Raw genomic sequence first — 25,852 nt, 5'->3', positions numbered from 1 at the left:
GGGGCGTACGGGAGGAGTCGGCCCGCCGCGCGCCGCGCCGGTGGCGTGTGGGGGCGTGCGGCGCTTCGGTACGGGGTGGGAGGGGCCGGTGGGGTGGTGGCGGCTGTCCCTCGAACGGCCCCGGCGGCAGGGGCCGGGGCCCGGGACGAGCCGGGCGGGGCCGGCCCAGGGGCGCAGGGACGGCCCGTACCGGCTACACCGGCTACACCGCCATTCCGTACACGATCGTGAAGAGCGTGCCCAGCGATCCGATGATGAAGACGCCGGTCAGGCCGGCCACGATGAGGCCCTTGCCCTGCTCGGCGCTGAACGTGTCGCGCAGCGCGGTGGCGCCGATGCGCTGTTTGGCCGCGCCCCAGATCGCGATGCCGAGACAGAGCAGAATCGCTACTGCCATGACCACTTCGATCATCACGCGGGCTTCATTGCCCAGTGTCCCGAACGGACCCCAGTCCGGGGCGATTCCGCCGATGATGGTGGTGATGTCGCCCTTTTCGGCCGCCAAGTGCATGAATGAACTCACCGCCCCTTATGGGTTGTTGCGTACCCGCGCCACACGACATGGGTCAGCATCTATCTTCGCTGACAAAACCGCCACCAGATGTCGACTTGACGGCTTTCTTTGACGGATCCCGTGGGGATTGCGTGTGCGCGGAAGCGCGCGTCACCTGGGGACCTGCCGGTATCACCGTGTGTATCACGGTCGATCACACCGGGCAATGTTCGATTGGGTGGAGGTGACGGGGTGTCAAAGCTCCGCGAAGTGGTCGAACTCGCCCGCCTTCACGCCCAGCACGAACGCGTCCCACTTGGTGCGGGTGGTGGCCACGATGTTGTCCGGCTCGGTGTTCGTCCGGAGGTAGACGTTGTCGTCGCCCCCGAAGGCGACCTCGATGTACTCGGGCGTGCTCGCGTCGTCCGTGGCCTTCTGCCAGGTGAGGTTCGCTGGGGGAGTGGGGGTGGTCGGCATAAGTTCCTCCGTCGGGTCCGCGGTGGGCGGTGACCTCGTGCACTCACTCGTACGCGGAGGACTTTACGGCCCGGAGGAACGCGGACCAGGTGTGGCTGGTGGCCTGGGCGACCTTCCCGGGGCGGTCGCTCTCGCGGTAGCGGACCGGTCCGCCGGAGTTTGCGGTCGCCTCTGCGCAGCCGTCGGTGCCGTGCGTGCTGTACGGCGACTTCCGCCAGTCGACCTGCGGCATGACGGTTCCTTACCGCATGGCGTACACGAGGTGGTGGATCAAGGTCAGCGAGTCCCGGCCCTCATGAGACTCGGGCTTCGCATCGGGGTCAACCGGCGACAGAGCCAGTTCGGACAGCTTTGTGAAGATCTTGGAATGCCTGTCGACATGCTGACGGTCGTGCTGGAGCGCCGAGCCGAGCGGCTGCTCCAGGCGGACGGTGTCGAGCTCCGGTGCCGGGCCGCCGAACAGGGCGAACGGCCGGCTGTAGGCGGAGAATCCCCCGGCGGTGAAGGGGAAGACCTGCACGGTCACGTGTGGCAGGCGGGCTGTTCGATCAGCCGGCGCAGTTGTCCGCGCGTGATCTCCGCGTCGCCGATCAGTGTGTGCGCAGCGCTCTCGTGAATCACCGCGTGGTAGGGGGTCCCGGGGCTCTGTTCGATGACGCGCCGTCGGGCGAGGCGGAATTCCACGTATCGGTCGATGGGTTCGTCCTTGCTCTCGTCTGCCGCCATGGCGCACATGGCCCGGGCGTAGTCGGCGGTCTGGAGCAGTCCGGGTACGGCCGACGACTCGTGCCTGCGGACGCCGATGGCCCCGGCCGCCAGCTCGGCGAGGTCGAGTGCTGGGCGGCCGAGGTCGTCCCGGTACTCGTCCCACCACCCCTTCCCCCGGCCCTGGTCCATCACCATCAGCCCCTCGAAGAGCGGGCCGTCCGTGCAGCCGTAGGCCCGGGGGCGCGAGTCCGACGCGGTGGGCGGGCGTGGGCTGCATCTGGTCGGGGTGTGCGCCGGCGAATGGGGTGTGTGCCGGCACGGGCCGGGCGGCGGGAAGTCGGTCTGGTTCGAGCTGGGGGAGTGAAAGGGAGGGCGCGGGGCGGGGCCGTGCGCCCGGAGGCTCCGAGGGGGTGCGGGGACGGTCCCGTGCGACCGTCGTGTGGTGAGGTACATGCCGAAAACGGCGGTGAAACGCGCCCGTATGGGGGAGGGTTGAGGGGTGCGGAAATACTGGGTGGCCGGTGGGGTCGGGGTCGGGCTGGTGCTCTGCTTCCTCGCGCTGCTCGTGGTGGGCACGTACACGGCCGCCGCGGGCCTGGCGGGTGGCGCGGGCCGGGCGGTGGGACTGGCGAAGGGGGCCGTGCCGGCCTCGTACCAGTCGCTGGTGCAGAAGTGGGGCAATCTGTGCCCCGCCATCAACCCGGCGCTGCTCGCCGCCCAGCTCTACCAGGAGAGCGGCTGGAATCCGCGCGCGCAGAGCCCCGCGGCGGCGCAGGGCATCGCCCAGTTCATCCCCGGTACGTGGGCCTCGCACGGCATCGACGGGAACGGGGACGGCCGACGGGACGTGTGGGACCCGGCGGACGCGATCCCGTCGGCGGCGTCGTACGACTGCGAGCTGGCGAAGTACGTGAAGGACGTGCCCGGCGACCCGGCGCAGAACATGCTGGCGGCGTACAACGCGGGTGCCTACCGGGTCATCAAGGCGGGCGGGGTGCCGGCGATCCGGGAGACGCAGAACTACGTGCGGATCATCACGACCCTCGCCAAGAGCTTCGCGGCGCCGGTGGGGCGGGTCGCGCCGTCCCGGCAGGCCGCCTCCGCGATCTACTACGCGCAGGAGCAGCTCGGCAAGCCGTATCTGTGGGGCGGGAACGGCACGCCGGAGCAGGACGGGCGGTTCGACTGCTCGGGGCTGACGAAGGCCGCGTACCACTCGGTGGGCATCGAGCTGCCGCGGGTGGCGAACGACCAGTGGAACGCCGGGCCGCACCCGAAGCGGGACGAGTTGCTCCCCGGGGACCTGGTGTTCTTCGCGCACGATCTGAACGATCCGCGCTCCATCCATCACGTGGGGATCTACGTCGGCGGCGGTTACATGATCAACGCGCCGTACACGGGCGCGGTGATCCGGTTCGACAAGATCGACACACCGGACTACATCGGTGCGACCCGGGTCACCGAAGACGGCGCGAAAGCGCTGCCCCGGTCGAACGCTGCGTGAACATGGGGCCCTGAACTGCGGACATCAGTCTCTCTTCGGTAACGTCCTGGTGATCATCCGGTAGAGGCTGGAACGGCTCGGCTGTCCATCGCGTTTCCTGGGCATGGAGACATGGCGAGGCCGTGGGAATCCGGCCACGTCCGAAGACCACGGGGGTCGGCAGCACTCACACGGCGCTCGCGCGCGCGAAAGGTAAGGGGCCCCGGCAGATGGCTGGACTCGCAATGGACGGGTCGAACCCCGATGTGGACGTGCTCGACGGCATCAACGGCCTCGCGAAGGGCGCCCCGCAGTGGCTCAACCGCGCCGTGGAGTACGTGGGCGAGTACGGCATCATCGCCGCGCTCGCCGTGCTGTGCCTGATCGCCTGGTGGGGTGCGCGCCGGCGGCCGGACGCGCCGGCCGCGCTGGCGGGCCTGGTCTGGGCGCCGCTGGCCGCCGGTGTGGCGCTGCTGGCCAACATCCCGATCCGGGCGGTGGTGGAGCGGCCCCGGCCGTTCCGGGTGCACGCGGGTCTGGAGGTGCTCGTTCCGGGCAAGACCGACTTCTCGTTCGTCAGTGACCACGCGACGCTGACCATGGCGGTCGGTGTGGGGCTGTTCATCGCCCACCGCGTGTACGGGCTGATCGGTATCGGCCTGGCGCTGCTGGAAGGGTTCTGCCGGGTCTACATGGGCGTGCACTACCCGACGGACGTCGTCGGCGGCTTCGCGCTCGGTACGGCGGTGGCGCTGCTGCTGGCGCCGGTGGCGCAGGCGATGCTGATCCCGGTGGCGACGGCGGTCGGGCGCTCGCCCGCCTGGTGGCTCGTCCGGGCCGGCGGGCCGGCGCCCCGTACGGTCTCCGGGCCGGTGACGGCCGTGTCGCCGGTGGCGCGGGAGGAGCGGGACGAGGACCTGGCGGCGTAGCCGGGGCCATGGAGCGAGATGCCGGGGAGGACCGGGGCCGACAGCCCGGTCCTCCCCCGTCGTATGGGCCCCGTCGTGTGCGGCCCGGTCGTACGGGGCCTCGGCGCCTATGAGGCCCGTCGTATGAGGTCCCGGCGTATGAGGGGACGAGCCGTCACAGGGCCTGCGGGAACGTCCTGAACAGCCCGTTCGGGTCGTACTGCCGCTTCAGCTCGGTGAGGCGGTCGGCGGCCGGGCCGTAGTAGGACTTCTTCCAGTCGGTCAGGGCCGGGTCGGCGTAGTTCTGGTAGGCGGCGCCCGAGGCGTAGCGCCGCATCGCGCCGTGGATGCCCGAGAGCCAGGCGCTCTGCGCGGAGCCCGTGCCGCCCGCCTTCCAGGACGCCAGGTACTGCGCGAGGAAGCGCGAGCGGCGGTGCACGAAGGCGGTGTCGGTGGGGCGGACCCGGTTGATGGCGCCGCCCAGCGCGGTCAGCGACGCGTTGCCGGCCACGCCCTTGCGGCCGGCGGCCTCGATCTGGCCGAGCAGGGCGCGGATACCGGCCGCGTCGAGCGAGCGGTCGTAGAAGTCGGAGCGGGCCGCGTACGTCTCGCGGGCGAGCTTGCCGGACGCGCTGCGGCCGGGGAGAGCGCCGGGCAGGTGGCACTGTTCGGTGGTCTTCGAGGAGCAGCCCGCGTACGACTCCATCGCGTCGAGGTACGAGCGGGGCGTCAGGCGCACCGACTTCGCGGGCCCGGGGCCGCCCGCGCGGTCGGCCAGCTTGTCGACGGCGTTCTGGAGGTCGCCGTACGAGCCGAGGGAGAAGGCCGCGACGGAGACGGTCGGGGTGCTGCCGGGGTGGGCGTCCAGGTGCAGGGACGACCATATGTCGTCGGGCTGGGTGGGCCCCCACTCCTGCCAGGAGCGCAGCAGGGCGGTGGCCTTGGACCAGGGCCAGGTCATGTAGGCCATGACCGAGCGGGGCGCCGCGTGGGTGCGGAAGCGGAGTTCGGTGACCACGCCGAAGTTGCCGTTGCCGGCGCCGCGCAGCGCCCAGAAGAGGTCGCTGTGGCGCTTGGCGTCGCACTCGACGGTCTTGCCGTCGGCGGTGACGACGGTGGCTCCCACGAGGCTGTCGCAGGTCAGTCCGTACGCGCGGGAGGCGACGCCGTGGCCGCCGCCGAGGGTCAGGCCGGATATGCCGACGGACGGGCAGGAACCGCCGGGGATCGTGACGTTGTGCTTGCCCAGGCCCTCGTAGACCTCGATGAGCTTGGCGCCGGCGCCGATCCGGGTGATGCCGCCGGAGGGCGCGGAGACGGAGTTCAGGGCGGACACGTCGATGATGAGCTTGCCGTTGCCGCTGGACCAGCCGGCGTACGAATGACCCCCGTTGCGTATCGCGACGGGGGCGTTGTGGCGGCGGGCGAAGGACAGGCACTCGGCTATGTCGGCCGGGTGGCGGACGTAGGCGACGGCTGCGGGCTTCAGGTTGTCGTAGCGGGTGTTGTACAGGCGCCGGGCGGCGTCGTACGAGGCTTCACCGGCGCGGATGAGCTTGCCGTCGAGGCTGCTGCGCAGGGCGTCCCACGAGGCCTTGGCGGCCGGGGGGCGGCCGGCCTGCGAGCTGGTGTTGAGGCCGACGCCGCCGGAGGCCGTGCCGCCCGGGGTGCTCGCGTGGCCGGTGTCGCTGCCACAGGCGGTGGTAAGGCCCGCGGTCGCCGCCGCGAGTCCGCCGCCGGCTGCCAGTATCGTGCGCCGCTTCATTGTGAACTGCCCCTTTTGGGACCCTTTTCGGGTCCGCGCGCCGTGGATGACTTCCCCCTGTCCAGATGAGACGGGGGCCGGGGGAGGTTCCAGGGGCGTGGTTCCGGACGTCCGGGCGGGTGCGGCGCGGCGTGCCCGCCCGGGGCCGGTGTCGGTGACGGGGGCTCGCGCTCACTCCGCCGGGTGGTGCCGCTCCGCGTCCGTCCGTGCCTGGGAGCGGGCCCGGCGGGCCGGGCCGCGCCAGCCGCAGCTACAGCGGGCCAGGCAGAACGAACCTCGTTCGGTGGTGGTGGTCCGGTGATCGGGCGGCCCCGGGGGCCGCTCTGTCGGCTCCTGCGATGCTCGGTCCTGCACGGCGCCACGCTACGCGCCCGGGGTGTACGGGCGTGACGAAGCGGGCTGAACGGTCGTTGAACGGAACGGGTCGTGGTGGTCCGGACAACCGGAACATCCCGGTCCGCTACTTCACGAGCAGAGCGGCCGAGGGGGCTCGTACGCGATGGTGGTGCAGGACAGGCGAGGCGGCGCCGTCGCGGCCGCCGTGTGCGGGGTGGGCCTGGCGGTCGGGCTGCTCACCACGGGCTGCTCCCCGAACGGGGCGGCGGCCGACGACCACGCCTCGGCCGGCCGCTCCGCAGACGGCCCGGTGGGCGGGTCCGCGGCCGGGCCGCCCTTCACCGACCGTGCCCGCCCACCGGGCGACCGGCCGTCCACCGGGCCGTGGGGCGCGTCCGGCCCGTCGGCCGCCGGGTCCCCGTCCGGCCGTACGGACTACGCCGCCGCGCTGCGTGCCAGTTCCGACGCGCTGGTCCGGGCCGGCTCCTCCCGGGTGCGTACGGAGCTGGAGACCGCCAGCGGCGGCACCCGCGTCGCCATCCGGGGGACCGGCGGCCACGACTACCGCAGACGGACCGGGCGGCTGGACGTACGCCTTCCGGACACCGGTGACGGGAGCGGCGCGCACCGCACCATCACGGAGATCCTCACGCCGTCCGCGCTCTACATGAAGAACCGCGGGGCGGGTGTGCCGGCCGGCAAGTGGGTGCGGGTGGACACCGCCTCGCTGGCCGACGGCAACCTCGTCACCGGCGGCGCGACCGACCCGATGGCCGCCGCCGAACTGCTGCGCGGCGTGCGGGAGGTGACGTACGAGGGGCGGGAGCGGCTGGACGGCGTGCCGGTGCGGCATTTCAGCGGCACGACGGACATCGGTTCGGCGGCGCGCGCGGCGTCCGCCGCGGCGCGCCCCGCGCTGACCGCCGCGGAGAAAGGCTTCACCACCGACGTGGTGGCCTTCGACGCGTATCTGGACGACGCCGGACGGCTGCGCAAGGTGCGCCAGCGCTTCCGCTTCGCCAACGGCACCACGGGCGGGACGTCGGTGACCTCCACCACCACGCTGTACGCCTTCGGGGCGCCGGTTCCGGTCCGGCTGCCCGACCGGGACGACATCTACACGGGCAAGGTCGCCGCCACGGGCGGCTGAGCGCCGCGGCCGGCGGGCGCGGCCCGGACCGGGCGGCCGGATCCGGGGCACGTGACCACGGCGTGTGCGAACCGGCGGAAATGGTCCATCCGTGCCATGCGCGGAGCGTGCGCCCGTACCTACTCTGGGCGGTAACCACCAGAAGAGTGGGGAGGCGCTCGAAGGAGGAGGTGTTGTACGTGGCCGGACACCGCAACGCGACAGTTCAGGACCACGTAGCCCTCGTCGAGATCGACCTGACTGGTGAGTTGATGATCGCGGCGGCCGCCGCGAGCGAGGATCGGCTCAGCTCGGACCGTATCGACGAGGTGCTGGACGTGGACGCGGACCGCGTGCGACCGGGACCCGGACCCGGGGATCCCAGGTGACAGGGCGGCGGCGCCGGGCGTGACGGTGTGTGGCCATCGCGCGTCCGGCCGTCGCGGTCAGGTGCGCAGCATCCGCTCGATCGCCTTGGTGGCTTCCTTGACCTTCTCGTCGATGGCCTCGGGCCCCTTGACGGCGGCGTCGGCGACGCAGTGCCGCAGATGTTCCTCCAGGAGCTGGAGGCCGAAGGACTGGAGGCCCTTCGTGCTCGCCGATACCTGGGTGAGTATGTCAATGCAATACACATCTTCTTCCAGCATGCGCTGGAGGCCGCGGATCTGGCCCTCGATCCGGCGCAGCCTCTTGATGTGCGCGTCCTTCTGCTGCGCGTAACCGTGGATGCCCAGGTCATGCGGGGTGACGGCGGCGGGGTCGGTGCCGCGGGCGCTGTGCGGCCCGTCGGCGTGGCAGGCCGCGGCGGCTGCGGTGGTGCCGTTGGTGTCGGCATCCGTGGTCGTCATGGCCATCTCCCGTGGTACGTAGGCGTTCCATATACCCCTAGTGGGTATATGGTACAGAAATTCGCAGGCGCGGGCGGTACCCCGTGCAGAGCATGGTGCCCGATGGGCGACACTGAAGGAATGCCGGTTAGCTGTGGCTGGATGATGCGCCTAGCATCAACTCGACCGAATCCGATGCACCCCGAGGATTTCACGTGCGCTTTCGTCTGACCCCCAGGGAGACGAGCTTCTACGACATGTTCGCCGCGTCCGCGGACAACATCGTCACGGGCTCCAAACTCCTGATGGAACTGCTCGGGGCGGACGCCTCCGCGCGGACAGAGATCGCCGAGAGGATGCGGGCGGCGGAGCACGCGGGGGACGACGCGACCCACGCGATCTTCCACCAACTGAACTCCTCCTTCATCACGCCGTTCGACCGCGAGGACATCTACAACCTCGCCTCGAAGCTCGACGACATCATGGACTTCATGGAGGAGGCCGTCGACCTGGTCGTCCTCTACAGCATCGAGGAGCTGCCGAAGGGTGTCGAGCAGCAGATCGAGGTCCTGGCGCGGGCGGCGGAGCTGACCGCCGAGGCGATGCCGAACCTGCGGACGATGTCCAACCTCACCGAGTACTGGATCGAGGTCAACCGCCTGGAGAACCAGGCCGACCAGATCCACCGCAAGCTGCTCGCGCACCTGTTCAACGGCAAGTACGACGCCATCGAGGTGCTCAAGCTCAAGCAGATCGTGGACATCCTGGAAGAGGCGGCCGACGCCTTCGAGCATGTCGCCAATACGGTCGAGACGATCGCCGTCAAGGAGTCCTGACCTCCGGTGGACACCTTCGCGCTCATCGTGACCATCGGGGTCGCGCTCGGATTCACGTACACGAACGGCTTTCACGACTCCGCGAACGCCATCGCGACGTCGGTCTCCACGCGGGCCCTGACCCCGCGGGCGGCGCTCGCGATGGCCGCGGTGATGAACCTCGCCGGCGCCTTCCTGGGCAGCGGGGTCGCCAAAACGGTCAGCGAGGGACTGATCTCGACGCCCGAGGGCTCCAAGGGGATGGGCATCCTCTTCGCGGCCCTGGTCGGAGCGGTGGTCTGGAATCTGGTCACCTGGTACTTCGGACTGCCGTCGTCGTCCTCGCACGCGCTCTTCGGCGGCATGGTGGGCGCGGCGCTGGCGGGCGGTACGACCGTCTACTGGTCGGGCGTCATGGAGAAGGTCGTCGTCCCGATGTTCCTCTCGCCCGTGATCGGCCTGATCCTCGGCTATCTCGTGATGGTCGTGATCATGTGGCTGTTCCGGAAGTCCAACCCGCACAAGGCGAAGCGGGGCTTCCGTATAGCGCAGACGGTCTCGGCGGCCGGCATGGCGCTCGGGCACGGCCTCCAGGACGCCCAGAAGACCATGGGCATCGTGGTGATGGCGCTGGTCATCGCCGATGTCGAGGGCCAGGGCGACGCCATCCCGGTCTGGGTGAAGATCGCCTGTGCGCTGACCCTGTCGCTGGGTACGTACGCGGGCGGCTGGCGCATCATGCGCACGCTCGGCCGGCGGATCATCGAACTGGACCCGCCGCAGGGCTTCGCGGCCGAGACGACCGCGGCGTCCGTCATGTACACCGCCTCGTTCATGTTCCACGCGCCGATCTCCACCACCCACGTCATCACCTCGGCGATCATGGGTGTGGGCTCGACGAAGGGCACCCGGGCGGTGCGCTGGGGCGTCGCCAAGAACATCGTCATGGGCTGGTTCATCACCATGCCCGCCGGCGCGGCGGTGGCCGCCTTGACCTACTGGTGCGTCCACCTCGTGTTCGCGTGACGTGACCCGGCCTGCGGGCCGTACGTGCGTGTGGGCCCGCCCTCCGGTACCGGAGGGCGGGCCCTCGTCCTTGCGGTGGCACCGCCATGCAGCACCGCAGGACGTACGGGGCCGGTCGGCGCGGGACGCGCGGGGCCGGTCAGCCGAAGCGGCCGGAGATGTAGTCCTCCGTGGCCTGGACCGACGGGTTGGAGAAGATCCGCTCGGTGTCGTCGATCTCGACCAGTTTGCCGGGCTGCCCGACCGCGGCCAGATTGAAGAAGGCCGTACGGTCCGAGACGCGGGCCGCCTGCTGCATGTTGTGCGTCACGATGACGATCGTGAAGCGTTCCTTCAGCTCGCCGATCAGGTCCTCGATGGCGAGGGTGGAGATCGGGTCGAGGGCCGAGCACGGCTCGTCCATCAGCAGGACCTGCGGCTCGACCGCGATGGCGCGGGCGATGCACAGCCGCTGCTGCTGGCCGCCGGACAGGCCGGAGCCGGGCTTGTTCAGCCGGTCCTTGACCTCGTTCCAGAGGTTGGCGCCCTTGAGGGACTTCTCCACGATCGCGGACAGCTCGGACTTCTTGTACGAGCCGTTCAGGCGCAGGCCCGCCGCGACATTGTCGAAGATCGACATGGTGGGGAACGGGTTGGGGCGCTGGAAGACCATGCCGACGGTACGGCGGACCGCGACCGGGTCCACGCCGCTGCCGTAGAGGTTCTCGTCGTCCAGCATCACCTTGCCCTCGACGCGGCCGCCGGGGGTCACCTCGTGCATCCGGTTCAGGGTGCGCAGGAGCGTCGACTTGCCGCAGCCGGAGGGGCCGATGAAGGCGGTCACCGAGCGGGGCTCGACGGTCATGGAGATGTCGTCGATGGCGCGGTGGCTGCCGTAGTAGGCGGAGAGGCCGCTGACGTCGATTCGCTTGGCCATGGGGATCACTGCTTCTTTCGGGGAACTAGGATCCCCCACGCCGTGCAGGCTGTGGGTGGGGGTCCCCCCACGCCGTGCAGGCTGTGGGGGAGGTCAGCGGCCGGACTTGGGGGCCTTCCAGCGGGCGATGCCGCGGGCCACCAGGTTGAGGATCATGACGAAGGCGATCAGGACGAGCGCCGCGCCCCAGGCGCGGTCGTACGCCGCGTCCGTGCCGATCTGCCACTGCTGGAACACGTACAGCGGCAGCGACTGCTGGGCGCCTTCGAAGGGGTTGCTGTTGATCATCTTCGCGCCCCAGACCAGCAGCAGTACGGGCGCGGTCTCGCCGGTGATGCGGGCGATGGCCAGCATCACGCCGGTGGCGATGCCGCCGATCGAGGTGGGCAGTACCACCTTGAGGATGGTGCGCCACTTCGGTACGCCGAGCGCCAGCGACGCCTCGCGCAGCTCGTTCGGTACCAGTTTGAGCATCTCCTCGGTGGAGCGCACGACCACCGGCATCATCAGGATGGCCAGCGCCATCGCGCCGGCGAAGCCGGACGGGCCGAAGCCGAGGATCAGGATCCACACCGACAGAACGAACAGGCCGGCGACGATCGAGGGGATGCCGGTCATCACGTCGACGAAGAACGTGACGGCCTTGGCGAGCTTGCCGCGTCCGTACTCGACGAGGTAGATCGCGGTGAGCAGGCCGATCGGCGCGGCGATCAGGGTCGCCAGGCCCACCTGCTCCAGGGTGCCGATGAGGGCGTGGTAGATGCCGCCGCCGGCCATCGCGTCCGGCAGGGTGCCCATCGAGTGGCTGAGGAAGTAGCCGTCGACGACCTTGGCGCCGCGCGCGACCGTCTCCCAGATGAGGGAGGCGAGCGGGATCACGGCCAGCAGGAAGCAGATCCAGACCAGGCTGGTGGCCAGGCGGTCCTTGGCCTGCCGGGTGCCTTCGACGGCGGCGGCGGTCAGGAACGTGCCGAGGACGAACAGCAGCGCGGCGATCAGGCCCCACTGGATGCGGCTCTCCAGGCCGAAGACCAGGCCGATGCCGCTGCCCGCGGCGGCCGCGACGACGGCGAGGCCGGCCGGGGCCCAGCGGGGCAGCCGGGGCTGCTTGAGCGAGACCGGGAGGGGTGCGCTGTCGGCGACGGGCCGCCGCGCGGTGACCGTGTTACTCATGCGTTGGCCCCCGAGTACTCCTTGCGGCGGGCGATGATCAGGCGGGCCGCGCCGTTGACGAGCAACGTGATGACGAAGAGGACGAGGCCGGAGGCGATCAGGGCGTCCTGCCCGAACTCGTCGGCCTCGCTGAACTTGCTGGCGATGTTCTGGGCGAAGGTGCCGCCGCCCGGGTCCAGCAGACTGGTGTTGATCAGGAAGCTGGGGGACAGGACGGTGGCCACCGCCATCGTCTCGCCGAGCGCGCGGCCCAGGCCCAGCATCGAGGCGCTGATGACACCGGAGCGGCCGAACGGCAGGACCGACATCCGGATGACTTCCCAGCGGGTCGCGCCGAGCGCGAGCGCGGCCTCCTCGTGCATCTTCGGCGCCTGGAGGAAGACCTCGCGGCTGACGCTGGTCACGATCGGCAGGATCATGATGGCGAGCAGGATGCCTACGGTGAACAGCGACCGGGCGGCGCCGTCCCCGTAGGCGAAGACGCCGGTCCAGCCGAGGTGGTCGTCCAGCCAGCCGTACAGGCCGGTGAGGTGGGGCACGAGGAACAGGGCGCCCCACAGGCCGTAGATGATGCTGGGGACGGCGGCGAGCAGGTCGATGACGTACCCGAGCGGGGAGGCCAGCCTGCGCGGCGCGTAGTGCGAGATGAACAGCGCGATGCCGACCGCGACCGGGACCGCGATGACCATCGCGATCACCGAGCTGACGACGGTGCCGAAGGCGAGGACCGCGATGCCGAACTTCGGCTCGGTGCCGGTGGCGGACCAGTCGAGGTAGGTCAGGAAGTTCGCGTGGTCCCCGGAGATGGCGATCACGGAGCGCACGGTGAGGAAGGCCGCGATGGCGGCCATGATCACCAGGAGGGCGATGCCCGAGCCGCGGGTCAGGCCGCGGAAGATCCGGTCTCCGGGGCGGACCGCCCGGCCGGCCGCCGGGGCGTCGGCGGGCGCGGGTGGTGGCGGTGGTGGGGCGCTGGATATCGACGGTGCTGAGTTCATGGTTTCTCCGGTCTGCGGGGCCCGGCGGGGGCTCCTGGCGCGGCGGTGCACCGGACGGGCGGCGGCCTGCGCGGGACGCGGGCCGCCGCCCGGTGGGTCAGGAGAGCGCGGCGACGGCCGAGCGGACCTTGTCGGCGATCTCGGCCGGCAGGGGCGCGTAGCCCAGCTCCCCGAGGGCGTTCTGGCCGTCCTTGCCGGCGATGTAGGTCAGGAAGGACTTGGTGGCGGGCAGGGTCTCCGCCTTGTTGCCCTTGTCGCAGGCGATCTCGTACGTGACCAGGGTGATCGGGTAGGCGCCCTCGGCCTTGGTGGTGTAGTTCAGCTTCAGTGCCAGGTCGCTGCCCTTGCCGACCTGCTTGGCCTCGGCGATGGCCTTGGAGGCGTTGTCGACGGTGGCCTCGACCGGGTCCTTGGCGCCGGTGTCCAGCTTGACGGTGTTGAGCTTGCCGGCCGTGGCGTACGACAGCTCGAAGTAGGAGATGGCCCCGCTGGTCTGCTTGACCTGCGAGGACACACCGGCCGAGCCGGACGCGGCCTGGCCGCCCTTGCCCTCCCAGGTCTTGCCCGGCTCGTGCTTCCAGGCGTCGGGGGCGGCGCCCTTGAGGTACTTGGTGAAGTTGTCGGTGGTGCCGGAGTCGTCGGAGCGGTGGAACGCCTGGATCTTGAGGTCCGGCAGCTTGGCGTCCGGGTTGAGCTTCTTGATTGCCTCGTCGTTCCAGTTGGTGATCTCCGAGTCGAAGATCTTGGCGAGGGTCGGCGCGTCCAGTACGAGGTTGTCGACGCCGGGCACGTTGTAGCCGACCGCGATCGGGCCGCCGACCATGGGCAGGTTGATCGCCTGGCCGCCCTTGCAGACCTTCTTGGACTTCTCCACCTCCTCGGGCTTGAGCGCCGAGTCGGAGCCCGCGAAGGCGGTCTGGCCCTGGAGGAAGGTGGTGATGCCCGCGCCGGAGCCGGTGGGCTGGTAGTTGATGTCGGTGTCCTTGCAGGCGCCCGAGTAGGCCTGCACCCAGGCGTCCATGGCGTTCTTCTGCGCGGACGAGCCGGACGCGAGCAGTTTGCCCTTGCCCTCGCACTTGATGTCGCCGGTCTTCGCCGCGGAAGCCGCCCCGCCGCCACCACTGGTGTCGTCGGAGCCGCACGCCGACAGGGTCAGGGCACCGGTGACGGCGAGAGCGCCGACGGCGAGGGCGCGAGCCCGGTTCTTGCGCTGCAGCAGCTTCACTGTCGTGAGTTCCTTCCTGGGGCGCGCCGCTTGGTCGGCGTGCGGGGTGGAGATTCGGCTGGTCGTCGGCGCGGCGACCGGGTGGTGACGTTGCGGTCACTGTGCGGCGGCCGCGGGGATCGGGCAAGGGTCGCGGGGGCCGGTGGCCCGGTGGTTCAAGCAATGCCGTGCCGCGTTCCCCCCGCAGGAGGGGCGCGCCGCTCGGTACGGCCGAAATTAGGCAGATCAGGTGAAGCGGCCGATGGAGGAGAGTGAACGCGGGGTGAACCTCGGCCGTCGGATGGGGGCGGCGTACGAACGGTCCGGAATCCTCCGCGTTGCTCTGTCGGATTACCCGCCGGTATGGCAGCATCCGCGCCTGTAGAGGTGCGCGAATCGGTGCGGACCGACCGGAGGTGGCTGGTGGGGCGGCAGGGGGCAGGGCGGGGCAAGCACGGCGGGTACGGCAAACGCGACGTACGGGACCGGGCGGGTGCGGCGGACGCGCCGCGGGAGCCGGGGGAACGGAGCCGGGCGGGCGCGGGGAGCCGGCGGGGTGTGCGGAAGCCGCGCGGCAGCGTGCCGGCCGCGGCGGCGGTGGTCCTGGGGGTGACCGGAATCCTCGGCGGGACGGCTCCGGCCGCGTACGCCGATCCCGGCCCGGCCGTGTCCGAAAAGCGTCTCGAAGAGGTGCGCAAGGAGCTCGAAGGTCTCTATCGCACGGCGGAGCGGGCCACCGAGGCGTACAACGCGGCGCAGGAGCAGGTCGCCCTCCAGCAGAAGGAGATCGTCAAGCTGGCGCGGACCATCGACCGGACGCAGCGGACGATGGACGAACTCAAGCGGCAGGCGGGCGCGCTGGCCAGCGCGCAGTACCGGGGCGGCGGCATTCCCCCCGAGGCCCGGCTGATGCTCAACGAGGACCCCGAGCGCTTCCTCGACAACGCCACTCTGGTGCGCAAGGGCCAGCACGCCGCGAAGGACCTGAGCGATCAACTCGCGCGCACCAGGTCGGCGTTGGACGGGTACGCGCAGGACGCCACCGACCGCTGGGAGCGGCTGGAGGAGAACCGCAGGAAGGCCGGGGCCGCGCAGCTCGATGTCCGCAAGAAGATCGAGGCCGCACAGCAGCGGGAGTCGGAGCTGGCCGCCGGGGAGAAGGAGCGGCTGAAGAAGCTGGAGGACGCGCGGGCGCTCCAGGAGCAGCAGAAGTGGCTGGATTCCGGTGTGCTCAAGGACATCGGCGCGCATGCCTCGGACGCGGGCAAGAAGGCCGTGGCGTACGCGACTTCGCAGATCGGCAAGGACTACGTGTGGGGCGCGGAGGGCCCGGACACCTTCGACTGCTCGGGCCTGACGATGCGGGCCTGGCAGGCGGCCGGCCGGCCGGTCCCGCGGACGTCCCAGGAGCAGTGGCGTCAGTTGCCGCGCGTCGGCGTGCGGGAGATGCGCCCGGGCGACCTGATCATCTATTTCCCCGACGCGAGCCATGTCGGCATGTACATCGGTGACGGCGCGATCGTGCACGCGCCACGGCCGGGCCGGCAGATCACCGTCACCGGGGCCGGGTCGATGCCGGTCCTCGGGGTGGTGCGGCCCGACCAGTAGGGGCCGGGGCGGTGTGCGGGGGCGCACGTAGGGGGTGCGGTGCCGTGCGGGCCGCGGCTCGGGCCGTGCGTGGCGGGGCTCGTGCCGCCGTGCGCGACGGAGTCCGCGGTTCCCTACGCAGCGTGAGGGGTACGTGCGTTTCGTCACGGGGCGCGGGGGGCCAACCTGACGCGGTCGGGGTGATGTTCGTCATTCCGCGGTCCCGCTTTTCCAGGTCACACGGTGTGTGGGGGATGGCATATGACAAGTGGCGGGTGCCGCCGACCATTCCGTAAGGCTCCGCGCTAGCGCTATGGTCACCTCTCGGTGCCCGGTTGGCGCACTGCCCGGACCGACCGCCGGGCGGCGGCGGAACCGGGCACAGTGGCGCGCCGTTCGGCGGGCCGGTGCACCCTCGGGGGGAGGGAAGGAAGCAGAGCATGTCCGTACCCATTCCGCGCCAGCGGACGGCCGTACTGCCGCAGGAGGCGGCGCCGGCGGGCGACGCGCGCGACGACGCGGCGCGCGCGGCCGGACCGGCGGCGGCGCCCGCGGGCGCCGTGGGCGGCCCGGACGCCTCTGCCGCCGCCGGCCCCGAAGCCACGCACCCCGGCCCCGCCGCGCCCGCTTCCTCGGCCGCCTCCCGCTCCGGCGACACCGGCCTGACCCTGCTGCTCATAGGCGAGGACCCCACCAGCTCCGTGCCCGAGACGCGGGACTGGGAAGGCCGCAAGGTCCGCGTCCGTACGGCCCGCAACCTCACCGAGGCGGAGCGGCTGCTCACCGACGACGTGCACTGCATCCTGCTCGACCTGGCGCCCGCGGGCACGCGGGAGCGTACGGACCGGGACGGACCCGCGGCGGCGGAGGACGGCGGTCACGACGAACTGGGCGCCCTGCGCGCGGTGCTGCGGCTGGCCCCCTCCCACGCCGTCCTCGCGCTGACCTCCGAGGCCGACGCCGAGCGGGCCGCCGAGGCCGTCCGCGTCGGCGCGCAGGACTACCTCTTCCGGGACGAACTCGACGGCGCGGTCCTCAGCCGGGCGGTGCGCTACGCCGTCGAGCGCAAGCGCGCCGACCTCGCGCAGCGGCAGCTCACCGAGTCGCGGATGCTGGCCCAGGAGAACCGCCGCCTGGAGCGCGGCCTGCTGCCCACGCCGCTCCTGGACGGCTCCGACCTGCGCTTCGCGGCCTGCTACCGCCCCGGACGCAGCCGCGCGCTGCTCGGCGGCGACTTCTACGACACCGTACGGACGGCCGACGGCACCGTGCACGCGATGATCGGCGACGTCTGCGGCCACGGCCCCGACGAGGCCGCGCTCGGGGTGGAACTGCGCATCGCCTGGCGGGCGTTGACCTTCGCCGGGCTGTGCGGTGACGCCCTGCTGTGCACCCTCCAGAAGGTCCTGGAGAACGAGCGCGCCGACGATGAGATCTTCGCGACGCTGTGCCTGGTGGACATCGCGCCGGACGGGCGGCACGCCGGGGTGTGCCTGGCCGGCCACCCCGCGCCGCTGCTCGCCCGGTCCGGCGGGGCGCCGCGGCTGCTCCCGCAGGAGGACGGCGGCCCGGCGCTCGGCCTGCTGCCGCACGCCCGCTGGCCGCGCCGCCAGGTCGCGCTGGGCGGCGCCTGGAGTCTGATGATGTACACGGACGGCCTGATCGAAGGCCGCGTCGGCAACGGCAACCAGCGCCTCGGCCAGGAAGGCATGGCGGAACTGGTGGGGCGGCGGATGGCCGCCGGGCTGCGGGGCGAGGACCTGCTCGACGCGGCGGTCACGGAGGTGCGGGACCTCAACGGCGGGGAGCTGACGGACGACGTGGCCGTCCTCCTGCTGGACCGGGAACGCGCACGGAACTGACGGACGCGCTCGCGCCGCTACCGGCCGCCGTTGAACGGCCCGTACGGACCGTCGGAACTCGACCCGCCGCGGCGCGGGCCCCGGCCGCCGGCGATGCCCTTGAGCGCGGGCCGCACGTCGACCGTATAGACGATCACGGCGATCAGCCCGATGACCGGCAGGAACGACATCAGCGGCAGCAGGAACAGCAGCGCGGTGGCCAGCACCAGGAAGATCAGCCACATGCCCTTGGTCTGCTTGTCGGCCGCCCGGTAGGCGTCCTCCCGGCGCACGGCTGCGTCGACGAGCATCACGGCGGCGTACACGGCCAGCACTAGCTGCACCCAGCTCAGCACGTTCTGGAATCCGTAGATCAGCACTGCCACCACCCGTTCGACTCGGTCCGTCGTCGGCCCACCGTACCCGGAGAACGGGCCGGACACGCGTCGCGTGCCCGGCCCGCTGTCGCGGAGTCGTCAGAGCCTGGGGCCCCGACCCTTGCTTGTCGTTACTTGTCGTTCTCGCCCGGCGTGGTCTTCTTGGCCGTCGTCTTCTTGGCGGGCGTGGTCTTCTTGGCCGGAGCCGTCTTCGCCTCGGTGCCGCCCTCCGCGCCGACCGGGCCGGTCACGCCCGGGACCACGGGGCGGGGCTCCGTCACGGGCTCCGTCACGGGCTCCTGCTTCGGCTCCGGCTCGATCGCGACGGCGAGGTCCTCGGTGGCGTCGGCGGCATCGCTGCGCCAGTTCTGCACCGCGCCGCGACCGCGGTCGGCCAGACCCTCGTAGCCCTCCCGTGCCTTGACGGCGGTCTCGGCCAGCCGGCCCACGCCCTGGAGCACGAGGTCCTGCGTCTGCTGGCTCAGCTTCTTGAAGTCGGCGTCGAGCAGGCCGAACTGCCGGGTGATCCAGTCCTGCGCCTCCTTCGCCTCCTTGGTGACGCGGTCCTGCACGACCTTCGGGTCGGTGTTGCGGACGGCCTCGAAGCGCTTGGGGGCCTCCTCGCGGATCTTCTCGACCAGAGCCGGGAACTCCTTGGCCTTCTCGGCGGCGAGGTCCACACCGCCGGCGAGGGCGTACAGCGGCGTCGGGTCGGTGACAGCCTTGCGGAGGTCGTCGGTGATGGCCATGGCGTGGTTCCTCCTGGAATCGGTGGTCGGTCGCTCAGGTGGCGTGCGGGTCGCCGTCGGCCTCTCGGGCGTCCGGAGCGGGCTCGGGCGCCGTGGCGCCACCGCTCTCGCCGCGTCCGCTCCCGTGTCCGTTCTCCTTGCGGAAGGACTCGTAGATCTGGAGCAGCACCTGCTTCTGCTGCTCGGTCAGCGCGGGGTCGGTGAGGATCGCGGTGTGCACCTCGACCCCGTCCACCTTCCGCTCGTCGAGGATCCCGGCCTGCACGTACAGCGTCTCGGCGGAGATCCGCAGCGCCTTGGCGAGCTGCTGCAGGATGTCCGCGCTCGGCTTGCGCAGCCCGCGCTCGATCTGACTGAGGTACGGATTGGACACCCCGGCGGCATCCGCGAGCTGCCGCAGGCTGAGCTGCGCGGTGCGCCGCTGCTCCCGCAGGAACTCGCCGAGATTGCCGACGTTGAGTGATGCCATACCCCGATGGTGCGCCATCGTGCTAACTATTGCAAGCGAGCGCTAGCAAAAGTGGCGCAGGGCGTGGGGGCCGAGCGCTTCGGTTGGCCGGTGAGCGGTTCGTGTCGCGTCTCTGGGGAGCTGAGGCGGTGGCGGTCGTCGTGCGGCATGTGGTTGCACGCCTCACTCGATCCCGGGCATCCGGTGCGGTGTCTCGGTCATCCTGAGGCGCCTCTGCCACGAACGCCGCCGCGGCCGCGCTCACGCGAGGCCCCTCGACGTGCCGGACGGTCGAGGCCCCACGACGGGGCCGGGCGGTGAGGACGAGCTTGCCCCGGAGGTGACCGGCGTCGAGCAACCGGTGCGCGTCGGCGACGCGTTCGGACGGGCACGTCTCCCGCACATGGACCCGGAGGCTGCCCTGTTCGACGAGACCTCGACGCGCTCGACACCGCCGGTCCCGAGCCGGTCGCCCGCAGCGACTGAGGCCCCCGCCGGGGCACTCGGTCGGCGCGGCGTTCCCGTGGTCACCGGCTGGGCTCGTCACCTTTGGTGTGGCAAGCAGCCGATGCCTCGTCTCAAGCGGGGCAGACGGCTGCGCATCGTCTCGCTGGACCTGAGGTGCCGCAGGTTGGACCCTTCCCCTGCCCCACCGTGAGTGGGCCCCGACCGTTCGATGGGCCGGTTGAGTGTTCCGTGACCGTCAGGGCACGTCTCGGAGTGCGAGTGCCTCGGCGACCGTCGTGCCGCTGCGCCGCGCGTACGTCATGCGTTCGCGTACGGCACGCAGCGTTCGGGGCCGGTATCCGGATCCGCCGCAGCAGCTCTTGTGGAAGCCCACGCCGGCGTTCAGCAGCACGGTGAGCGTCCGCCATGCCGCGACGTCCCGCCGCCGGGGCGCCGCGAACGCCGATCCCGCATGGATCATCGGCTCCGCGCAGCGCGGGCAGACACGCTGTCTCGCCCGGTCGTGAGGCTGCTTGTACGAGACCCGGCAGGAGAGGCAGACGTACGAGGTTTTCCCATTGGTCACCTGGTCAGCCTATAGATCGTTGTGAAGTCCGCCAGTGGGTTTCCTGGGGCGGAGGGCTCGGTCGGGGGGGATCGGCCGTCCCGCTCGACCGGCCGGCTGAAGCGCTCAGGCACGCCACGGGTCCGCGCGCGCCCCGGTGACCGCCCGGCGCGTCCCGTGGCCCGGCGTGGTGCGCCGTCACCGAGGTGGTGGGACCTGGGCGTCCGGTGTGGGGCGGGTGGGGGCGGTCAGCGCTGTGGAGGCGGCGGTGAGGATGTTGGCGAAGGTGCGGGTGATGATCGGTCGTGCGACGGACCGGGTGAGGAAGCCGCCGATGAGGGGGACGGGGATTTCGGCGCGGGTGGTCCACCGTACGTGGGTGCCGCCGTCGGCGGTCTCGGTGAACGTCATACGGCCGAGTTCGTGCCGGGACGGCGGCAGGCTGCGCTCGACGACGTACTCGGTGGCGTACGGCGGGTCGTACTGGGTGATGCGTTCGCGGAACCAGCCGATCAGCCAGAGGTGGCTGCGTACCGCGCCGACGCCGTAGGGCGCGGTCTCGCCGTGCCGGGTCAGGCGGCAGCGCACCACCAGGGGCGAGCGGGTGTAGTGGGTGGTCGTGGTGAGCCAGGCGAACACCGTTGCGATCGGGGCGTCGATGACGCGTTCCACGGTCATGGTTTCCATGGCTGGGGTCCTCCTCTGTCGAGTGTGCGCACCGCGTCGGCGCGGTGCAGCTTGTCCGGGTTGCGGACGCCGTAGAGGCCGGTGATCCGCCCGTCGCGGACCTCGAAGGCGACCAGCCAGTCCAGCCCCTCGTCCGTCACGAACCGCGCCGCGGCCATGCCGTTGTACGTGGCGGGCTCGACGCGGGCGGTGGCGGCGCTGGTGCGGTACACGCCGAGGACGAACCGGGCGACCTCGGTGCGGCCGGTGACCGGGCGGCGGGCGGCGGCCGCCTTCCCGCCGCCGTCGGAGATCACCACGACGTCGGGCGCCAGCAGGTCCATCAGCGACTGGATCTCACCGGTGGCCGCCGCGGCCAGGAACCGCTGGACGACCTCCCCGGTGGCGTCCGAGACGGGCTCGAAGCGGCGGCGCCGCGCGTGGACGTGGCGCCGCGCGCGGTGCGCGATCTGCCGTACGGCGACCTCGGTCTTGCCGATCGAGGCGGCGATCTCGGCGTGGGTGTAGCCGAACACCTCGTGCAGCACGAACACCGCGCGCTCGGTCGGGTTCAGCGTCTCCAGGACGAGCATCATGGCCATCGACACCGACTCGGCCAGCAGCGCGTCCTCGCTCACCCCCGGCGTCGTACGGATCGGCTCCGGCAGCCACATGCCGACGTAGTCCTCCCGCCGCGCCTTGACCGCGCGCAGGTGGTTGAGGGCCTGCCGGGTCACGGTGCGGACCAGGTAGGCGCGCGGATGCTCGACCGTGGCCGGATCGACCGCGCTCCACCGCAGGTAGCTCTCCTGGAGCACGTCCTCGGCGTCGGCGGCGCTGCCCAGCATCTCGTAGGCGATGGTGAACAGCAGCGAACGGTGCTCGGTGAAGGCGTCCTCAGCCACGGTGTACCCCCACGTCGGGCGGGCTCTGGCACCCCTGCATGGCAGCCGGCTCCTTTCCTCGGATGTCATGGAGACACCCCGTGTCGCAAAAGCGTGACAGGTCGCCGGTGTGGCCCGCCTCACAGCGGACGGGCGGCGCCGCCCGGGGCGGGCGAGTGGGCCCGTACCGCCGGGGACCCGCTCCGGAGGGGGAAGGAGCGGCGGCGGTACGGGCCCGGCCGGCCCGGCGCCTGGGGCGAGGGTGCGGTGCCCGGCGGAGGGTCCGGTGCCCAGCGCGCGGGCCCGCCGCCTAGTGCGGCGGTCTGGTGCCCATGGCGACCGTGGCGCAGAGGTCGTCGTCCGTCACCAGCCGGGTGGCGAGGCCGTTGCGGCGGAAGGCTTCGAGGGTGTGCGGGGCCTGGCGTTCGCTGGTCTCGATCAGGAGGTGGCCGCCGGGGGCGAGCCACCGGAGTGCGCCGGCCGCCACCCGGCGCTGGACGTCGAGGCCGTCCGTGCCGCCGTCGAGCGCCACACGGGGCTCGTGATCGCGGGCTTCCGGGGGCAGCAGGCCGATCGCCTCGGTCGGGACGTAGGGGGCGTTGACGACGAGGAGGTCGACGCGTCCGCGCAGGGCGGGCGGCAGCGGGGCGTAGAGGTCCCCTTCGTACACCCGGCCGGCGGCGGGCGGGATGTTGCGGCGGGCGCAGCGTACGGCGGCGGGTTCGATGTCGGTGGCGTGCAGATCGATACGCGGAGCCGGGGCGGGCGGTGCGGCGGCCGGGGCCGCGGGGCCGGTCACGGCCGCGGCCAGTGCCGCGCCGACCGCGCCCGTACCGCAGCACAGGTCGACGACGACGGGCCGCGGTCCGGCCGCGGCGCGGGCGCGCAGCAGTGCGGCGGCCTGTCCGACGAGGAACTCGGTGCGGCGGCGGGGGACGAAGACGCCGGGGTCGACGGCGATCCGCAGGCCGCAGAACTCGGCCCAGCCGATGACCTGTTCGAGGGGGAGGCCGGCGACCCGGCGGTCCGTCATGGCGGTGAGGTCGGACGGGGTGCGGGCCGTGGTGGCGAGGAGGTGTGCCTCGTCCTCGGCGAACACGCAGCCGGCCGCGCGGAGTCGGGCGACGAGGCCGTCGAGGGCGGGGGCGGCGGGGGAGGGAGAGGGCGGGGGAAGCGACATGCGGTCGAGCCTTTCGGGGTGCCGAAGGGCGCTCTCGCGGTCACCTGCCTCGGAGGGACCGTTCAGCCGTGGGGTGAGAGCACCCGGCCTGGACAGCGGTAATGGGTCTCACCTCCTTGGTCGTCCACTGTGTGGGCTGGTCACTTTACCCGAACCAGGGGGCCGGGGCGGGGCGGATGCGCGGGCCGGGGCCCCGGCCAGGGGGCGCGCGGTGGCGGGCTTCGCGCCCGTCGGGCCGTCGCCGGTCTCGACGTGGCGGTGCCGGGGCTGGAGGGTGGAGGCGGGGGCCACCGCGGGAGGTGGTGACCGGCGGGTCACCGCGGCGCGTGGCCGGGAAGGCGGGCGGCTGTGGCGGGTGCCGAGAACCCTTACATGCGGGGGCTGTTCGCCCCGGTGCGGGAGGAGACCACCGCGTACGACGTGGCCGTGACCGGCCGGATTCCGGAGGAGCTGGACGGGCGCTACGTCCGCAACGGGCCCAATCCGCTGGGCGTGGACGACCCGGCGGCTTACCACTGGTTCAGCGGCGACGGGATGCTGCACGGCGTACGGCTGCGCGGCGGCCGCGCCGAGTGGTACCGCAACCGCTGGGTGCGGTCCGACGCGATGGCGCTGCGGCTGGGCGAGAAGATCCTGCACGGCCCGCGCCACCTGGACATGGACTTCGCCCCGAACACGCACGTCACGCGCTTCGCCGGGCGCCTGCTCGCGCTGGTCGAGGGCGGCGCGCTGCCGTACGAGCTGGACGGTGAGCTGGACACGGTGGGCCCCTTCGACTTCGCCGGCACCCTGCCGGGCGGCCTCGCCGCGCACACCACCATCGACCCGGACACCGAGGAGCTGCACTGTGTGGCGTACTGCTGGGCCTGGCCGTACGTGCAGTATCTGGTCGCGGGGACGGACGGCCGGATCCGGCGGCGCGTGGACATACCGGTCGACGGGCGGCCGATGATGCACGACTTCTCGCTGACCGAGCGACATGTGCTGCTGTACGACCTGCCGGTGGTCTTCAACCCGGGCGGTGTGGGAATCGGCCCGTCCTTCCCGTACGTGTGGGAGCCGGGGCGCCCGGCCCGGCTGGGTGTGCTGCCGCGCGAGGGGGAGGCGTCGGACGTGCGGTGGCTGGAGATCGACCCGTGTTTCGTCTTCCATCCGATGAACGCGTACGAGACGGAGGACGGCAGCGGCCGGATCGTCGTGCATCTGGTGCGCTACGACCGGCTGTTCGCGAAGGGGCGCACGGGTCCGGACGGGGCGCCGCCCGCGCTGGAGCGGTGGACGGTGGACCTCCGGGCGGGCCGGGTCCGGCGGGAGCGGGTGGACGACCGGCCGGTGGAACTGCCGCGGGTGGACCCGCGGCGGCTGACGCTGCCGCACCGGTACGGGTACGCGGTGCTGGAGTCCGGCGCCGCGGACGTGCGGGTGGCGCAGTTCCCGGGGACGGAGCGGGTGGGGGCCGGGCTGCTGAAGTACGACCTGGCGCGCGGCACCAGCGAGGTGCGCCGCTTCTCGCCGTGGGGCGGCGTGGGGGAGGCCGTGTTCGTGCCCGCCGGCCCGGACGCCGCCGAGGACGACGGCTGGCTGCTGGCGTACGTGCTCGACCCGGAGCGTGACGCCACGGATCTGGTCGTGCTCCACGCCCGGGACTTCACGGGCGAGCCGGTCGCCCGGGTGCACCTGCCGGTGCGGGTGCCGGTCGGGTTCCATGGCGCCTGGATACCGGACCGGGAGTGAGCGCGGAGGAGGGAAACCGTTGCCCCCGGTTTTTCCGATGCGTTTGCATTGGTACGGTGTCGGGACGGCGACGGAAGGGGACGGCATGTCCGGGAACGACGAACGGGTGGCGCGCGCCGGGGCGGCGCTGGAGACGTACACGCTCTCCGAAGAGGGCTGGCGGGCGAGCCCGGGGGAGACGCTCCAGCGGGTACTGGCCGACCTGATGCACTGGTGCGACGCCACCCAGCGCGGCTTCGACCGGTCGCTGGCGGCCGCCCGGGAGCGGTACGCGGAGGAGCGGGGGTAGCGAGTCGCCCCGGCGCGGTCCGGGCGCCCGCACGCGGTCCGGGCGCCCGCACGTGGTCCGGCTCCGCTGCGCGGTCCGGCCGGCCCTCCGCGGTCCGGCCGCCACGCGGGGCACGAGCCCGACCCCCGTGCGGGATCGTGCCCCACCTGCGAAGAACCGGGCCGGCCGGACCGTACGGACTCACCCCCCGTACGGCCGCGCCTCCCGCGCCTCGCGCAGCGCGTGCGCCCACCAGGCGAGCTGGTCCAGCAGCACGGTGGCGGCCCGGTCGGCGTCCAGGGGCTCGCGCAGCGCCCCCTCGTCGTCGAAGAGGCGGCCGGCCATCGGGAAGCTGACCGTTTCGCGCACGGTCGTCGCGTGCAACTCGGCGAACACCAGACGCAGTTGCTCGACGGCGCGCAGGCCGCCGGAGATCCCGCCGTACGACACGAAGCCGACCGGCTTGGCCTGCCACTCCTCGCGCAGCAGGTCGACGGCGTGCTTGAGCGGGGCGGGGAAGGAGTGGTTGTACTCGGGGGTGATGACGACGAACGCGTCCGCCGTGCCGACGCGCTTGGCGTAGGCCGCCATCTCCTCGCTGCCGTAGCGCAGTTCGTAGGGGCGGATCTCGTCGAGGTCGATCACGTCGGTCACGACGTCGGCGCGTCGGCCGGCGTGCCCGGCGAACCAGTTCGCGACGACGGGTGCGAACCGGCCCTCGCGGGTGCTGCCGACGATGACGGCGAGGGTGAAGGGGCGCTCGGGCATGGCGGGGCCTCCAGAAGGCGGTGGAGCGAAACCGGCGGTCGGCTTCGGAACCAGACGCTAAAACCTCAACCAAAGTTGAT

The 25,852-nt window shown here is 71.9% G+C and carries 28 protein-coding genes and 2 pseudogenes; 10 read left to right on the top strand and 20 right to left on the bottom strand.

Annotated elements, in window-relative coordinates; genetic code table 11:
- Positions 1-202: 202 nt before the first annotated feature.
- From ACH4EB_RS19965 to ACH4EB_RS19950, 4 genes and pseudogenes are all read right to left on the bottom strand, one after another.
- Positions 203-511 carry a hypothetical protein gene (locus tag ACH4EB_RS19965; RefSeq protein ID WP_030021086.1) on the bottom strand — a complete coding sequence of 103 codons (309 nt, stop codon included), beginning with the start codon at positions 509-511 and terminating at the stop codon, positions 203-205.
- Positions 512-748: 237 nt separating this feature from the next.
- Positions 749-970 carry a DUF397 domain-containing protein gene (locus tag ACH4EB_RS19960; protein WP_398348855.1) on the bottom strand — a complete coding sequence of 74 codons (222 nt, stop codon included), beginning with the start codon at positions 968-970 and terminating at the stop codon, positions 749-751.
- A 43-nt stretch (positions 971-1,013) separates the two neighbouring features.
- A complete protein-coding gene (locus ACH4EB_RS19955) occupies positions 1,014-1,202 on the bottom strand; it encodes a DUF397 domain-containing protein (protein WP_398348854.1) in 189 nt (62 codons plus the stop codon).
- Positions 1,203-1,211: 9 nt separating this feature from the next.
- Positions 1,212-1,867, bottom strand: a pseudogene (locus tag ACH4EB_RS19950) (DUF5753 domain-containing protein).
- Between the two features lie 310 nt (positions 1,868-2,177).
- Between ACH4EB_RS19950 and ACH4EB_RS19945 the strand changes: the two are divergent.
- Both ACH4EB_RS19945 and ACH4EB_RS19940 read left to right on the top strand, forming a co-directional pair.
- On the top strand, positions 2,178-3,182 hold the full coding sequence (locus ACH4EB_RS19945; protein WP_398348853.1) for an NlpC/P60 family protein: 1,005 nt from the start codon (positions 2,178-2,180) through the stop codon (positions 3,180-3,182).
- A gap of 209 nt (positions 3,183-3,391) precedes the next feature.
- Positions 3,392-4,090 carry a phosphatase PAP2 family protein gene (locus ACH4EB_RS19940; protein WP_398348852.1) on the top strand — a complete coding sequence of 233 codons (699 nt, stop codon included), beginning with the start codon at positions 3,392-3,394 and terminating at the stop codon, positions 4,088-4,090.
- Between the two features lie 154 nt (positions 4,091-4,244).
- On the opposite strand, the gene ACH4EB_RS19935 is transcribed toward ACH4EB_RS19940, so the two are convergent.
- Together ACH4EB_RS19935 and ACH4EB_RS19930 are read right to left on the bottom strand one after the other, a co-directional pair.
- On the bottom strand, positions 4,245-5,834 hold the full coding sequence (locus ACH4EB_RS19935) for an FAD-binding oxidoreductase (RefSeq protein ID WP_398348851.1): 1,590 nt from the start codon (positions 5,832-5,834) through the stop codon (positions 4,245-4,247).
- A 171-nt stretch (positions 5,835-6,005) separates the two neighbouring features.
- On the bottom strand, positions 6,006-6,188 hold the full coding sequence (locus tag ACH4EB_RS19930; protein WP_398348850.1) for a hypothetical protein: 183 nt from the start codon (positions 6,186-6,188) through the stop codon (positions 6,006-6,008).
- A gap of 145 nt (positions 6,189-6,333) precedes the next feature.
- Here ACH4EB_RS19930 and ACH4EB_RS19925 point away from each other — a divergent pair, with 145 nt between their 5' ends.
- Positions 6,334-7,320: a hypothetical protein gene (locus tag ACH4EB_RS19925; protein ID WP_398348849.1), complete on the top strand. Its 987-nt coding sequence runs from the start codon at positions 6,334-6,336 to the stop codon at positions 7,318-7,320.
- 173 nt (positions 7,321-7,493) lie between these two features.
- On the top strand, positions 7,494-7,688 hold the full coding sequence (locus ACH4EB_RS19920; RefSeq protein WP_398348848.1) for a hypothetical protein: 195 nt from the start codon (positions 7,494-7,496) through the stop codon (positions 7,686-7,688).
- A gap of 57 nt (positions 7,689-7,745) precedes the next feature.
- Here ACH4EB_RS19920 and ACH4EB_RS19915 read toward each other — a convergent pair whose 3' ends face one another.
- Positions 7,746-8,147, bottom strand: coding sequence for a metal-sensitive transcriptional regulator (locus ACH4EB_RS19915; protein WP_398348847.1), 402 nt, complete (start codon positions 8,145-8,147; stop codon positions 7,746-7,748).
- Positions 8,148-8,341: 194 nt separating this feature from the next.
- On the opposite strand from ACH4EB_RS19915, the gene ACH4EB_RS19910 reads away from it, so the two are divergent.
- The gene (locus ACH4EB_RS19910) at positions 8,342-8,962 is read left to right on the top strand and encodes a DUF47 domain-containing protein (RefSeq protein WP_003983068.1); all 621 of its coding nucleotides are present in this window, start codon (positions 8,342-8,344) and stop codon (positions 8,960-8,962) included.
- A gap of 6 nt (positions 8,963-8,968) precedes the next feature.
- Positions 8,969-9,967 carry an anion permease gene (locus ACH4EB_RS19905; protein WP_398348846.1) on the top strand — a complete coding sequence of 333 codons (999 nt, stop codon included), beginning with the start codon at positions 8,969-8,971 and terminating at the stop codon, positions 9,965-9,967.
- A 139-nt stretch (positions 9,968-10,106) separates the two neighbouring features.
- On the opposite strand, the gene pstB is transcribed toward ACH4EB_RS19905, so the two are convergent.
- The 4 genes from pstB to pstS form a co-directional block, all read right to left on the bottom strand.
- Positions 10,107-10,883 (bottom strand): phosphate ABC transporter ATP-binding protein PstB, encoded by a 777-nt coding sequence (pstB, locus tag ACH4EB_RS19900; protein ID WP_398348845.1) that lies wholly within the window; start codon positions 10,881-10,883, stop codon positions 10,107-10,109.
- A 93-nt stretch (positions 10,884-10,976) separates the two neighbouring features.
- Positions 10,977-12,056 carry a phosphate ABC transporter permease PstA gene (pstA, locus tag ACH4EB_RS19895; RefSeq protein WP_398348844.1) on the bottom strand — a complete coding sequence of 360 codons (1,080 nt, stop codon included), beginning with the start codon at positions 12,054-12,056 and terminating at the stop codon, positions 10,977-10,979.
- On the bottom strand, positions 12,053-13,054 hold the full coding sequence (gene pstC, locus ACH4EB_RS19890; RefSeq protein WP_398348843.1) for a phosphate ABC transporter permease subunit PstC: 1,002 nt from the start codon (positions 13,052-13,054) through the stop codon (positions 12,053-12,055). The genes pstA and pstC overlap by 4 nt, the downstream gene beginning before the upstream one ends.
- Before the next feature lie 97 nt (positions 13,055-13,151).
- Positions 13,152-14,279, bottom strand: coding sequence for a phosphate ABC transporter substrate-binding protein PstS (gene pstS / locus ACH4EB_RS19885; protein WP_398348842.1), 1,128 nt, complete (start codon positions 14,277-14,279; stop codon positions 13,152-13,154).
- 342 nt (positions 14,280-14,621) lie between these two features.
- Between pstS and ACH4EB_RS19880 the strand changes: the two genes are divergently transcribed.
- Both ACH4EB_RS19880 and ACH4EB_RS19875 read left to right on the top strand, forming a co-directional pair.
- The gene (locus tag ACH4EB_RS19880; RefSeq protein WP_398348841.1) at positions 14,622-15,866 is read left to right on the top strand and encodes an NlpC/P60 family protein; all 1,245 of its coding nucleotides are present in this window, start codon (positions 14,622-14,624) and stop codon (positions 15,864-15,866) included.
- A gap of 419 nt (positions 15,867-16,285) precedes the next feature.
- Positions 16,286-17,707, top strand: coding sequence for a PP2C family protein-serine/threonine phosphatase (locus ACH4EB_RS19875; protein ID WP_398348840.1), 1,422 nt, complete (start codon positions 16,286-16,288; stop codon positions 17,705-17,707).
- 17 nt (positions 17,708-17,724) lie between these two features.
- Here ACH4EB_RS19875 and ACH4EB_RS19870 read toward each other — a convergent pair whose 3' ends face one another.
- From ACH4EB_RS19870 to ACH4EB_RS19835, 8 genes and pseudogenes are all read right to left on the bottom strand, one after another.
- Positions 17,725-18,066 (bottom strand): DUF2516 family protein, encoded by a 342-nt coding sequence (locus ACH4EB_RS19870; RefSeq protein WP_398348839.1) that lies wholly within the window; start codon positions 18,064-18,066, stop codon positions 17,725-17,727.
- A gap of 128 nt (positions 18,067-18,194) precedes the next feature.
- Positions 18,195-18,812 carry a hypothetical protein gene (locus ACH4EB_RS19865; RefSeq protein WP_398348838.1) on the bottom strand — a complete coding sequence of 206 codons (618 nt, stop codon included), beginning with the start codon at positions 18,810-18,812 and terminating at the stop codon, positions 18,195-18,197.
- A 34-nt stretch (positions 18,813-18,846) separates the two neighbouring features.
- A complete protein-coding gene (locus ACH4EB_RS19860) occupies positions 18,847-19,281 on the bottom strand; it encodes a helix-turn-helix domain-containing protein (RefSeq protein ID WP_398348837.1) in 435 nt (144 codons plus the stop codon).
- A gap of 295 nt (positions 19,282-19,576) precedes the next feature.
- A pseudogene (locus ACH4EB_RS19855) lies at positions 19,577-19,693 on the bottom strand (zinc-binding dehydrogenase); the annotation flags it as partial.
- A gap of 270 nt (positions 19,694-19,963) precedes the next feature.
- A complete protein-coding gene (locus tag ACH4EB_RS19850; protein WP_398348836.1) occupies positions 19,964-20,293 on the bottom strand; it encodes a deoxyxylulose-5-phosphate synthase in 330 nt (109 codons plus the stop codon).
- A gap of 177 nt (positions 20,294-20,470) precedes the next feature.
- On the bottom strand, positions 20,471-20,959 hold the full coding sequence (locus ACH4EB_RS19845) for an SRPBCC family protein (protein WP_398348835.1): 489 nt from the start codon (positions 20,957-20,959) through the stop codon (positions 20,471-20,473).
- Positions 20,947-21,843 carry an RNA polymerase sigma-70 factor gene (locus ACH4EB_RS19840; RefSeq protein WP_398348833.1) on the bottom strand — a complete coding sequence of 299 codons (897 nt, stop codon included), beginning with the start codon at positions 21,841-21,843 and terminating at the stop codon, positions 20,947-20,949. Before ACH4EB_RS19840 ends, ACH4EB_RS19845 begins: the two co-directional genes overlap by 13 nt.
- A gap of 289 nt (positions 21,844-22,132) precedes the next feature.
- Positions 22,133-23,002 (bottom strand): putative protein N(5)-glutamine methyltransferase, encoded by an 870-nt coding sequence (locus tag ACH4EB_RS19835; protein ID WP_398348832.1) that lies wholly within the window; start codon positions 23,000-23,002, stop codon positions 22,133-22,135.
- Between the two features lie 348 nt (positions 23,003-23,350).
- Here ACH4EB_RS19835 and ACH4EB_RS19830 point away from each other — a divergent pair, with 348 nt between their 5' ends.
- Together ACH4EB_RS19830 and ACH4EB_RS19825 are read left to right on the top strand one after the other, a co-directional pair.
- Positions 23,351-24,736: a carotenoid oxygenase family protein gene (locus ACH4EB_RS19830; RefSeq protein WP_398348831.1), complete on the top strand. Its 1,386-nt coding sequence runs from the start codon at positions 23,351-23,353 to the stop codon at positions 24,734-24,736.
- An 85-nt stretch (positions 24,737-24,821) separates the two neighbouring features.
- The gene (locus ACH4EB_RS19825; RefSeq protein ID WP_398348830.1) at positions 24,822-25,025 is read left to right on the top strand and encodes a hypothetical protein; all 204 of its coding nucleotides are present in this window, start codon (positions 24,822-24,824) and stop codon (positions 25,023-25,025) included.
- A 180-nt stretch (positions 25,026-25,205) separates the two neighbouring features.
- Here ACH4EB_RS19825 and ACH4EB_RS19820 read toward each other — a convergent pair whose 3' ends face one another.
- On the bottom strand, positions 25,206-25,772 hold the full coding sequence (locus ACH4EB_RS19820; RefSeq protein WP_398348829.1) for an NADPH-dependent FMN reductase: 567 nt from the start codon (positions 25,770-25,772) through the stop codon (positions 25,206-25,208).
- Positions 25,773-25,852 lie beyond the last annotated feature (80 nt).

Origin of the sequence: Streptomyces sp. NPDC018045 (assembly GCF_044327445.1) — a bacterium.
In the GTDB taxonomy this organism is placed as follows: domain Bacteria; phylum Actinomycetota; class Actinomycetes; order Streptomycetales; family Streptomycetaceae; genus Streptomyces.
The sequence above is the reverse complement of the archived record's forward strand: the minus strand, read 5'-3'. Positions and strand labels throughout refer to the sequence as shown.

Coding starts and splice junctions, on each gene's coding strand:
- ACH4EB_RS19845 (WP_398348835.1), bottom strand. CDS start 20,959: ATGGAAACCATGACCGTGGAACGCGTCATCGACGCCCCGATCGCAACG.
- ACH4EB_RS19835 (WP_398348832.1), bottom strand. CDS start 23,002: ATGTCGCTTCCCCCGCCCTCTCCCTCCCCCGCCGCCCCCGCCCTCGAC.
- pstB (WP_398348845.1), bottom strand. CDS start 10,883: ATGGCCAAGCGAATCGACGTCAGCGGCCTCTCCGCCTACTACGGCAGC.
- ACH4EB_RS19925 (WP_398348849.1), top strand. CDS start 6,334: ATGGTGGTGCAGGACAGGCGAGGCGGCGCCGTCGCGGCCGCCGTGTGC.
- pstA (WP_398348844.1), bottom strand. CDS start 12,056: ATGAGTAACACGGTCACCGCGCGGCGGCCCGTCGCCGACAGCGCACCC.
- ACH4EB_RS19965 (WP_030021086.1), bottom strand. CDS start 511: ATGCACTTGGCGGCCGAAAAGGGCGACATCACCACCATCATCGGCGGA.
- ACH4EB_RS19865 (WP_398348838.1), bottom strand. CDS start 18,812: ATGGCCATCACCGACGACCTCCGCAAGGCTGTCACCGACCCGACGCCG.
- ACH4EB_RS19880 (WP_398348841.1), top strand. CDS start 14,622: ATGGCAGCATCCGCGCCTGTAGAGGTGCGCGAATCGGTGCGGACCGAC.
- pstC (WP_398348843.1), bottom strand. CDS start 13,054: ATGAACTCAGCACCGTCGATATCCAGCGCCCCACCACCGCCACCACCC.
- ACH4EB_RS19820 (WP_398348829.1), bottom strand. CDS start 25,772: ATGCCCGAGCGCCCCTTCACCCTCGCCGTCATCGTCGGCAGCACCCGC.
- ACH4EB_RS19825 (WP_398348830.1), top strand. CDS start 24,822: ATGTCCGGGAACGACGAACGGGTGGCGCGCGCCGGGGCGGCGCTGGAG.
- ACH4EB_RS19940 (WP_398348852.1), top strand. CDS start 3,392: ATGGCTGGACTCGCAATGGACGGGTCGAACCCCGATGTGGACGTGCTC.
- ACH4EB_RS19860 (WP_398348837.1), bottom strand. CDS start 19,281: ATGGCATCACTCAACGTCGGCAATCTCGGCGAGTTCCTGCGGGAGCAG.
- ACH4EB_RS19960 (WP_398348855.1), bottom strand. CDS start 970: ATGCCGACCACCCCCACTCCCCCAGCGAACCTCACCTGGCAGAAGGCC.
- ACH4EB_RS19915 (WP_398348847.1), bottom strand. CDS start 8,147: ATGACGACCACGGATGCCGACACCAACGGCACCACCGCAGCCGCCGCG.
- ACH4EB_RS19875 (WP_398348840.1), top strand. CDS start 16,286: ATGTCCGTACCCATTCCGCGCCAGCGGACGGCCGTACTGCCGCAGGAG.
- ACH4EB_RS19935 (WP_398348851.1), bottom strand. CDS start 5,834: ATGAAGCGGCGCACGATACTGGCAGCCGGCGGCGGACTCGCGGCGGCG.
- ACH4EB_RS19955 (WP_398348854.1), bottom strand. CDS start 1,202: ATGCCGCAGGTCGACTGGCGGAAGTCGCCGTACAGCACGCACGGCACC.